Here is a 6,892-nt window from a genome sequence, read left to right on the forward strand (position 1 = left end):
GTCACAGCCCGTTCCGGGAGATCACCTCCTGGTACCACCGGGCGCTGGACTTCGGTGTGCGTCGCTGCGTCAGGTAGTCGACGTGGATGATCCCGAACCGTCGACGGTAGCCCTCGGCCCACTCGAAGTTGTCCAACAACGACCATACGAGATAGCCCCGCAGGTCCACTCCCCGGGCGATCGCCTCGTGCGCGGCGCGCAGGTGCCCGTCGAGGTAGGCGATGCGGTCCGCGTCCACGACCTGCCCGGCGCCGTCGGCGTCGGCCTTGTCGGGGAACGCCGCGCCGTTCTCGGTGACCATCAGGGGCACGCCGGGGTAGTCCGTGGCGATGCGCTCCAGCAGCCGGGTCAGCCCGGCCGGCTCGATCATCCACCCCATGTCGGTCAGCGGCCCGGCCGGCGGGAGGAACTCCACCGCGCCCTCGGTGCCCGGGTAGGCGCCGCCGCCCGCGCCGTCCGGCCGGCCGGCGACGTAGGTGGGGGCGTAGTAGTTGACGCCGAGCAGGTCGATCGGGGCGGCGATCAGCTTCTCGTCGCCGTCCCGGACGAACGTCGGCTCGACGATCCGGGCCACGTGCTCCAGCACGTCGTCCGGGTAGGCCGCCCGCAGCAGGGGGTCGAGGAAGATCCGGTTGTGCAGGCCGTCGACCAGGCGCACCGCCGCCGCGTCCGCGGCGCTGCCCGGGTCGGCCGCGCGCACGTCGGCCGGGTTGACCGTGATCCCGACGGTCCGCGCGCCGGCCGCGCGCAGCGCGCGGGCCGCCAGGCCGTGCCCGAGCAGCAGATGGTGTACGGCGGCGAAGGCCGCGCCCGGGTCCTGCTCGCCGGGGGCGTGCACCCCGTTGCCGTAGCCGAGGTAGGCCGAGCACCACGGCTCGTTGAGCGTGGTCCAGGTGGGGATCCGGTCGCCGAGGCGGGTGTGCACCGCCGTGGCGTACGTGGCGAAGTGCTCGGCGGTCTCCCGGTTGGTCCAGCCGCCCCGGTCCTGGAGGGCCTGCGGCAGGTCCCAGTGGTAGAGCGTGACGATCGGGTCGATGCCTCGGGCCAGCAGCGCGTCGGTCAGCCGGTCGTAGAAGTCCAGGCCGCGCGGGTTGACCGGGCCGGTGCCGTCCGGCTGGATCCGGGGCCAGGCCACCGAGAAGCGGTACGCCCGCAGCCCCAGCTCCGCCATCAGCGCCACGTCGTCGGCGTACCGGTGGTAGTGGTCGCAGGCCACGTCGCCGGTGTGGCCGTGGTGGACCTTGCCCGGCGTACGGCTGAAGGTGTCCCAGATCGACGGGCCGCGACCGTCGTCGGTGGCCGCGCCCTCGATCTGGTACGCGGCGGTGGCCGCACCCCAGACGAAGTTGTCGGGGAATCGCAGAGTGCTCACGCCTTGACCGCACCTTCCATGATGCCGCCGATGATCTGGCGGCCGAACAGGACGAAGACCAGCAACAGCGGGAGGGTGGCGATGGCCGTTCCCGTGAACACCTGGGACATGTCCGTGTAGTACCCGTCGGACAGGGTGCGCAGGGCCAGCTGCACGGTCGGGTTCTCCGGATCGTTGAGGACAGCGTACGGCCAGAGGAAGTCGTTCCAGGTGGTCATGAAGGTGAGCAGCCCCAGCACGGCGGCGGCCGGGCGCAGTGCCGGCAGCACCACGTTCCAGTAGATCCGCGCGGTGTTGCACCCGTCCACCCGGGCCGCCTCGATCAGCTCGTTGCTGACCGCCTGGCCCGCGTACTGCCGCATCATGAACACCCCGAAGCCGGTGACCAGGGCCGGCACGATCACCGCCGGCAGCCGGTCGTTCCAGTTCAGCTTCGTCATCAGCAGGTAGAGCGGGATGACGCCGAGCTGGGTGGGCACCATCATCGTCGCGATGATCACCATGAGCAGCGCGTTGCGCCCCCGGAACCGCAGCTTGGCGAAGGCGAACCCGGCCAGGGTGGAGAAGAAGACCACCGAGACGGTGACCGTGGTCGCCACGATCGCCGAGTTGACCAGGCCGGCGACGAAGTACGCGTCGGTGTTGTTCAGTAGCCGGGACACGTTCGCGCCGAAGTTGCCGCCGGGGGTGACCGGGGGCGGCAGCTGGCCCATCGCGTCGTTGGAGCGGCTCGCCACCACGAACATCCAGTAGATCGGGAAGATCGACAGGATCCCGGCGGCGATCAGCGCGGCGTAGGTGAGCCGGCTGGCGGCCCAGAGGCGGGTCATCGCGCTCCCTCCTTCGGCTTCGCGTCCTCCTTGGGGGGCTTCGCGCCGCCGAGCCGGCGCAGGAGCAGCACGTTGATCGCCGCGACGACCGCGATCAGCGCGAAGAGCAGCCACGCCACCGCCGAGCCGTACCCGAAGTTGTAGTGGGGCGCGAAGGCGTTCTCGAACATGTACATGGTCACGGTCTGCGACTCCCGTAGCGTCCCGCCCCGGATCGGGTTGGTCCCGGAGTGGAACAGCCGGGGCTCGGTGAAGAGCTGGAGCCCGCCGATGGTGGAGATGATGACGGTGAAGATGATCGTCGGCTTGAGCAGCGGCACGGTGATCGACCAGAACTGCCGGGCCCGGCCGGCCCCGTCGATGGCGGCCGACTCGTAGAGGTCGCGCGGGATGGCCTGCATCGCGGCCAGGAAGATCAGGGCGTTGTAGCCGGTCCACCGCCAGTCGACCATGGCGGAGATGGCCACCCAGGACGCGAACCGGTTCGACTTCCACTCGATCGCGTCGACCCCGACCAGGTCGAGTAGCCAGTTGACCATGCCGAACTCGCGGCCGAAGAGCACCCCGAAGACGATCGCGACGGCGGCGGTCGAGGTGATGTTCGGGATCAGCACCGCCATCCGGAACGTGGTCCGGGCCCGCAGCTGCCGGTTGAGCAGGTTGGCCAGCCAGAGCGCGGCCAGCAGCTGCGGAACCGTCGAGATGACGAAGATGCCGAGGGTGTTGACGACGGCGTGCCAGAAGTCGGCGTCCGCCAGCAGCTGGCTGTAGTTCTGCAGCCCGACGAACGGGTGGTTGCTGCCGAGTAGGTCCCAGTCGTGCAGGGAGACCCAGAAGGTGTAGATCAGCGGGTACGCCCCGAACACCCCGAAGAGCACGAAGAACGGGGCGATGAAGAGGTAGGGCGAGTACTTCGTGTCGAGGCGGCTGAAGCGCATCGCCGGTGTACGCCGGCCGGTGCGGGGTGCCGGTGCGACCGGCGGGCGCGCGTCGAGCTGGACGGTCATGCCCGGAGGACTCCTTTCCCGGGTGCGGGCGGGACCGGCGCCCCCGGCGCCCTCCCACCCGCACTCCGGCTCGGGCTACTTGGCGGCGGCCTTCTTCGCGTTGTTGACCGCGTCCGTCCAGCCCTGTTCAGGGTTGCGCTGGCCCAGCTCCACCGTCCGGACGGCGTTCTCGACCTCGGTGCGGACGGCCTGGTTCTTCGGCCCCATGTAGACGGGCTTCAGGGTCTTGGCGCCCTCGCCGAAGATCTGCCCGACGGGGGCGTCGGAGAAGTACGCGTTCTTGGCGTCGACGATCGCCGGGTCGGCCAGCGCCTGCGGCGAGGAGGGCAGCGGGCCCTTGGCCTTGAACGCCCCGATCTGGCCCTTGGCGCTGGTCAGGAACTTGGCCAGCTCGATCGCCTCGGCGCGGTGCTTGCTCTGGGTCGGCACGGCGAGCCACGACCCGCCCCAGTTGCCGCCGTTGCCGGGCACCCGGGCGATGTCCCACTTGCCCTTGGCCTCGGCGCCGGCGTTGCCCTCGATGACGCCGGTCATCCAGGCCGGGCAGGCGATGGTGGCGAACTTGGCCTGCTTGAAGGCCGAGACCCACTCCTCGGACCAGGAGCCGTACTTGCCGGAGAGGCCGGAGTCGACGATGTCCATGGTGGTGTCCCAGGCCTGCCGGACGGCCGGGTTGCTGTCCACCACCAGGTTGCCGCTGGTGTCGTAGTAGTGGTAGCCCTGCGCGTTGCCGGCCGTCTGGAGCACGATCGTGTTGAAGATGTTGGTCGCGGCGTCCAGGAACGCGGCGCCGGTGTTCTTCGCCTTGAACTGCTCGCCGACCTTGATGTACTCCTGCCAGGTCGGCCAGAGCTTCGAGACCGCCTCGCGGTCGGTGGGCAGGCCGGCCTTGGCGAAGAGGTCCTTGCGGTAGCACATCGCCATGCCGCCGACGTCGGTGCCCAGGCCGATCAGCTTGCCGTCCTGGGTCATCCCGCCCTTCCACTTCCACTCCAGGAAGTTGCCCTGGAGCTCGGCCCCGCCGTGGTCGAGCAGGTTGACGAAGTTGTCGGGGTTCGCCTTGTACTCGACCATCAACCCCTCTTCGATGGCGACGACGTCGCCCGCGCCCTTGCCGGCGGCGAGCCACTGGGTCAGCTTCGGCGAGTAGTCGTCGAGGTTGGTGCCCGTGCCACGCTCGACGATCTTCACGTTCGGGTGGCTGGCCATGTACTCCTTGTAGAGCTCTTCGTAGCCGAACTGGCTGAACACGTCCACGGTCAACGTGATCTTGCCGTCCTCGGCGGGTTCGTCGCCGGCGCAGCCGGCGGTGGCGAACAGCGCGGTGGCGGCGACGAGGGCCACCGCCGCCAGGCGGCGGCGCGGAAAGACACCCATTTCGGTCGGACCCCTCTCAGGTCGTCTGAGGTGGTGAGGCAGGTGGTGGAGCAGAGCTGAGAGAGCGCTCTCACGACAGGGTGGTGGTTGCTCACGCCGGTGTCAAGAGAGCGCTCTCCGATGGTTGCCGAGAGGGCCGGACGCGAGGAGAGTGGCCGCCTGTGCCGGGCGGCCACTCTCCTGGGACGTGCGGGGTGGGACTGCGCGGAGCCCTCGGGGCCCGGCTCCGCGGCGGCGGATCAGCCGACGCGCAGGCCCTCCAGCAGGGCGCGGTCGCCCGCCACGTCCAGCGTGTCGAGGCCGACCCGGCCCCAGAGCGCCAGCAGCAGGTCGCTCGCGGTGCCGCTGACCTGCGCCCGGGCGTGGTGGTCGTCGTGGTCGAAGATGGTGGCGGTGTCGAGCAGGGCCACGCCCTCGCCGCGCAGCCGCAGGAACCACTCCTGGGCGGCGTCGACCGCCGAGAGCTGCACCACCCCGCGCCACTGGCCGGCGGTGCGGCGCCGGCCGGCCGGCAGCCAGGTGTCCAGGATCTCGCTCACCCCGTCGGCGGCGAGCTTCGCCTCGACCGGCTCGCCCGCCGCGATGGCGAGCTGGGCGTCCCAGCGGTGCACCGCGGTCTCGTGCGCCATCCGGCGCGGCCAGAAGCCCGCCTTCTTCGGCTGCGGCGCCCAGTTCCACGCCGGGGCCTCCGGGTCGAGGCCGTCGAAGAGGGTCATCAGCTGGTCGTACGCCTGCTGCCAGAGCTGGAGCGGGGCGACGCCCGGCTCCGGTTCGAGCGGCTCGGGCCGGCCGGGCGGCGGGGTGGCCGCGCCCGATCCGGCGACCGAGTGCACCCAGCGGTAGATGGAGGTCAGGTGCAGCGTCAGGTCGGCGACGGTCCAGCCGGGACAGGAGAGCACCGGTGTCTCCGGCGGCGCCTCGGCCACGGCTGCGGCGAACGCCGGGCCCTCCGCCCGGAGCGCTCCCATCCAGAAGTCCTTCGTGCCATGCAGTCTGCTCATCGCCAATCCTCCCGGGGGTGACCGGGCCACCAGTGGGCGCCGCGGCTACCCCTCAGCCTAGGGTGAAAGGCGTGTCAGACGTCTACGCCCAGCCGACAACCGGAACCGAACACCCCACGAGGTGCGACCTGGCGCGATACACCACGTTGCGCCTGGGCGGCCCGGCCGGACGCGTCGTCGCCGGCACCGACGCGGACGGCATCGTGCGGGCGGTGCGGGAGGCCGCCGAGCGCGACGAGCAGGTCCTGGTGCTCGCCGGGGGCAGCAACGTCGTGATCGGGGACGCCGGCTTCCCCGGCACCGTGGTCCTGGTGCGTTCCCGGGGCCTGCGGGTGGTCGCCGAGGACACCGAGACCGTCACCGTACGCGTCGAGGCCGGCGAGCCCTGGGACGAGCTGGTCGCCACCACCGTGGCCAACGGGTGGTCCGGCCTGGAGTGTCTCTCCGGCATCCCCGGCTCGACCGGCGCCACCCCCATCCAGAACGTCGGCGCGTACGGGCAGGAGGTCGCGGAGACCATCACCGGCGTCGAGGTCCACGACCGGGTCGGGGGGACCGTCCGGCGGATCGCCGCCGCCGACTGCGGCTTCGCGTACCGGTCCAGCATCTTCAAGTACAGCGACCGCTGGGTGGTGCTCTCCGTCGACTTCCGGCTCGCCCGCTCGCCGCTGTCGGGCCCTGTGCGCTACGCGGAACTGGCCCGGGCGCTCGGCGTGCAGGTGGGGGACCGGGTGCCGCTGGCCGACGCCCGGGCCACGGTCCTGCGGCTGCGCGCCGGCAAGGGCATGGTGCTCGACGCGACCGACCCGGACACCCGGTCGGTCGGCTCGTTCTTCACCAACCCGGTGCTCGACGTCGCCGCGTACGAGCTGCTGCGGGAGCGCGCCGCCGACGTCGGCGAGCCGCCCGCCTGGCCCGGCGCGGGTGACGTGGTGAAGGTCAGCGCGGCCTGGCTGATCGACAAGGCCGGCTTCGGCAAGGGCCACCCGGGGCCGGAGGGCGTCGCCATCTCCAGCAAGCACACCCTCGCCCTGACCAACCGCAGCGGCACCGCCAGCACCGCGTCCCTGGTCGAGCTGGCCCGGGAGATCCGCGACGGCGTCCACCACCGCTTCGGCGTCACCCTGCACCCCGAACCCGTCCTCATCAACTGCACCATCTGACCCCGACCCCACCCGCCTCCTCGCCCGCGCCGCCGGTCCTCGTGCGCGCGTCGGCCCGCGTCGGCCCGCGTCGATCATGGAGTTGTGGTGGGGTGCGAAAGCCCTGTAACGCCTCGTAATGCCCACCACAACTGCATGATCG

The 6,892-nt window shown here is 71.2% G+C and carries 6 protein-coding genes; 1 reads left to right on the forward strand and 5 read right to left on the reverse strand.

The window, feature by feature from the left end; translation table 11 throughout:
• Position 1: 1 nt before the first annotated feature.
• The 5 genes from ACSNN9_RS18365 to ACSNN9_RS18385 all read right to left on the reverse strand — a co-directional run bounded on the left by ACSNN9_RS18365 (position 2) and on the right by ACSNN9_RS18385 (position 5,587).
• Positions 2-1,372 carry a GH1 family beta-glucosidase gene (locus tag ACSNN9_RS18365; protein WP_436674591.1) on the reverse strand — a complete coding sequence of 457 codons (1,371 nt, stop codon included), beginning with the start codon at positions 1,370-1,372 and terminating at the stop codon, positions 2-4.
• Positions 1,369-2,202 (reverse strand): carbohydrate ABC transporter permease, encoded by an 834-nt coding sequence (locus ACSNN9_RS18370; protein ID WP_436674592.1) that lies wholly within the window; start codon positions 2,200-2,202, stop codon positions 1,369-1,371. The genes ACSNN9_RS18365 and ACSNN9_RS18370 overlap by 4 nt, the downstream gene beginning before the upstream one ends.
• On the reverse strand, positions 2,199-3,209 hold the full coding sequence (locus ACSNN9_RS18375; protein ID WP_436674593.1) for a carbohydrate ABC transporter permease: 1,011 nt from the start codon (positions 3,207-3,209) through the stop codon (positions 2,199-2,201). The genes ACSNN9_RS18370 and ACSNN9_RS18375 overlap by 4 nt, the downstream gene beginning before the upstream one ends.
• A gap of 75 nt (positions 3,210-3,284) precedes the next feature.
• Entirely contained in the window at positions 3,285-4,586 is a 1,302-nt protein-coding gene (locus ACSNN9_RS18380) for an ABC transporter substrate-binding protein (RefSeq protein WP_358083159.1), read from the reverse strand.
• A gap of 239 nt (positions 4,587-4,825) precedes the next feature.
• Entirely contained in the window at positions 4,826-5,587 is a 762-nt protein-coding gene (locus ACSNN9_RS18385) for a maleylpyruvate isomerase family mycothiol-dependent enzyme (RefSeq protein ID WP_436674594.1), read from the reverse strand.
• A 71-nt stretch (positions 5,588-5,658) separates the two neighbouring features.
• Between ACSNN9_RS18385 and ACSNN9_RS18390 the strand changes: the two genes are divergently transcribed.
• Positions 5,659-6,750, forward strand: coding sequence for a UDP-N-acetylmuramate dehydrogenase (locus tag ACSNN9_RS18390; RefSeq protein ID WP_436674595.1), 1,092 nt, complete (start codon positions 5,659-5,661; stop codon positions 6,748-6,750).
• The last annotated feature ends 142 nt before the right edge of the window (positions 6,751-6,892 follow it).

Origin of the sequence: Micromonospora sp. URMC 107, assembly GCF_051386315.1 — a bacterium.
Taxonomy (GTDB): Bacteria; Actinomycetota; Actinomycetes; order Mycobacteriales; family Micromonosporaceae; genus Micromonospora.

Coding starts and splice junctions, on each gene's coding strand:
- ACSNN9_RS18370 (WP_436674592.1), bottom strand. CDS start 2,202: ATGACCCGCCTCTGGGCCGCCAGCCGGCTCACCTACGCCGCGCTGATC.
- ACSNN9_RS18375 (WP_436674593.1), bottom strand. CDS start 3,209: ATGACCGTCCAGCTCGACGCGCGCCCGCCGGTCGCACCGGCACCCCGC.
- ACSNN9_RS18385 (WP_436674594.1), bottom strand. CDS start 5,587: ATGAGCAGACTGCATGGCACGAAGGACTTCTGGATGGGAGCGCTCCGG.
- ACSNN9_RS18380 (WP_358083159.1), bottom strand. CDS start 4,586: ATGGGTGTCTTTCCGCGCCGCCGCCTGGCGGCGGTGGCCCTCGTCGCC.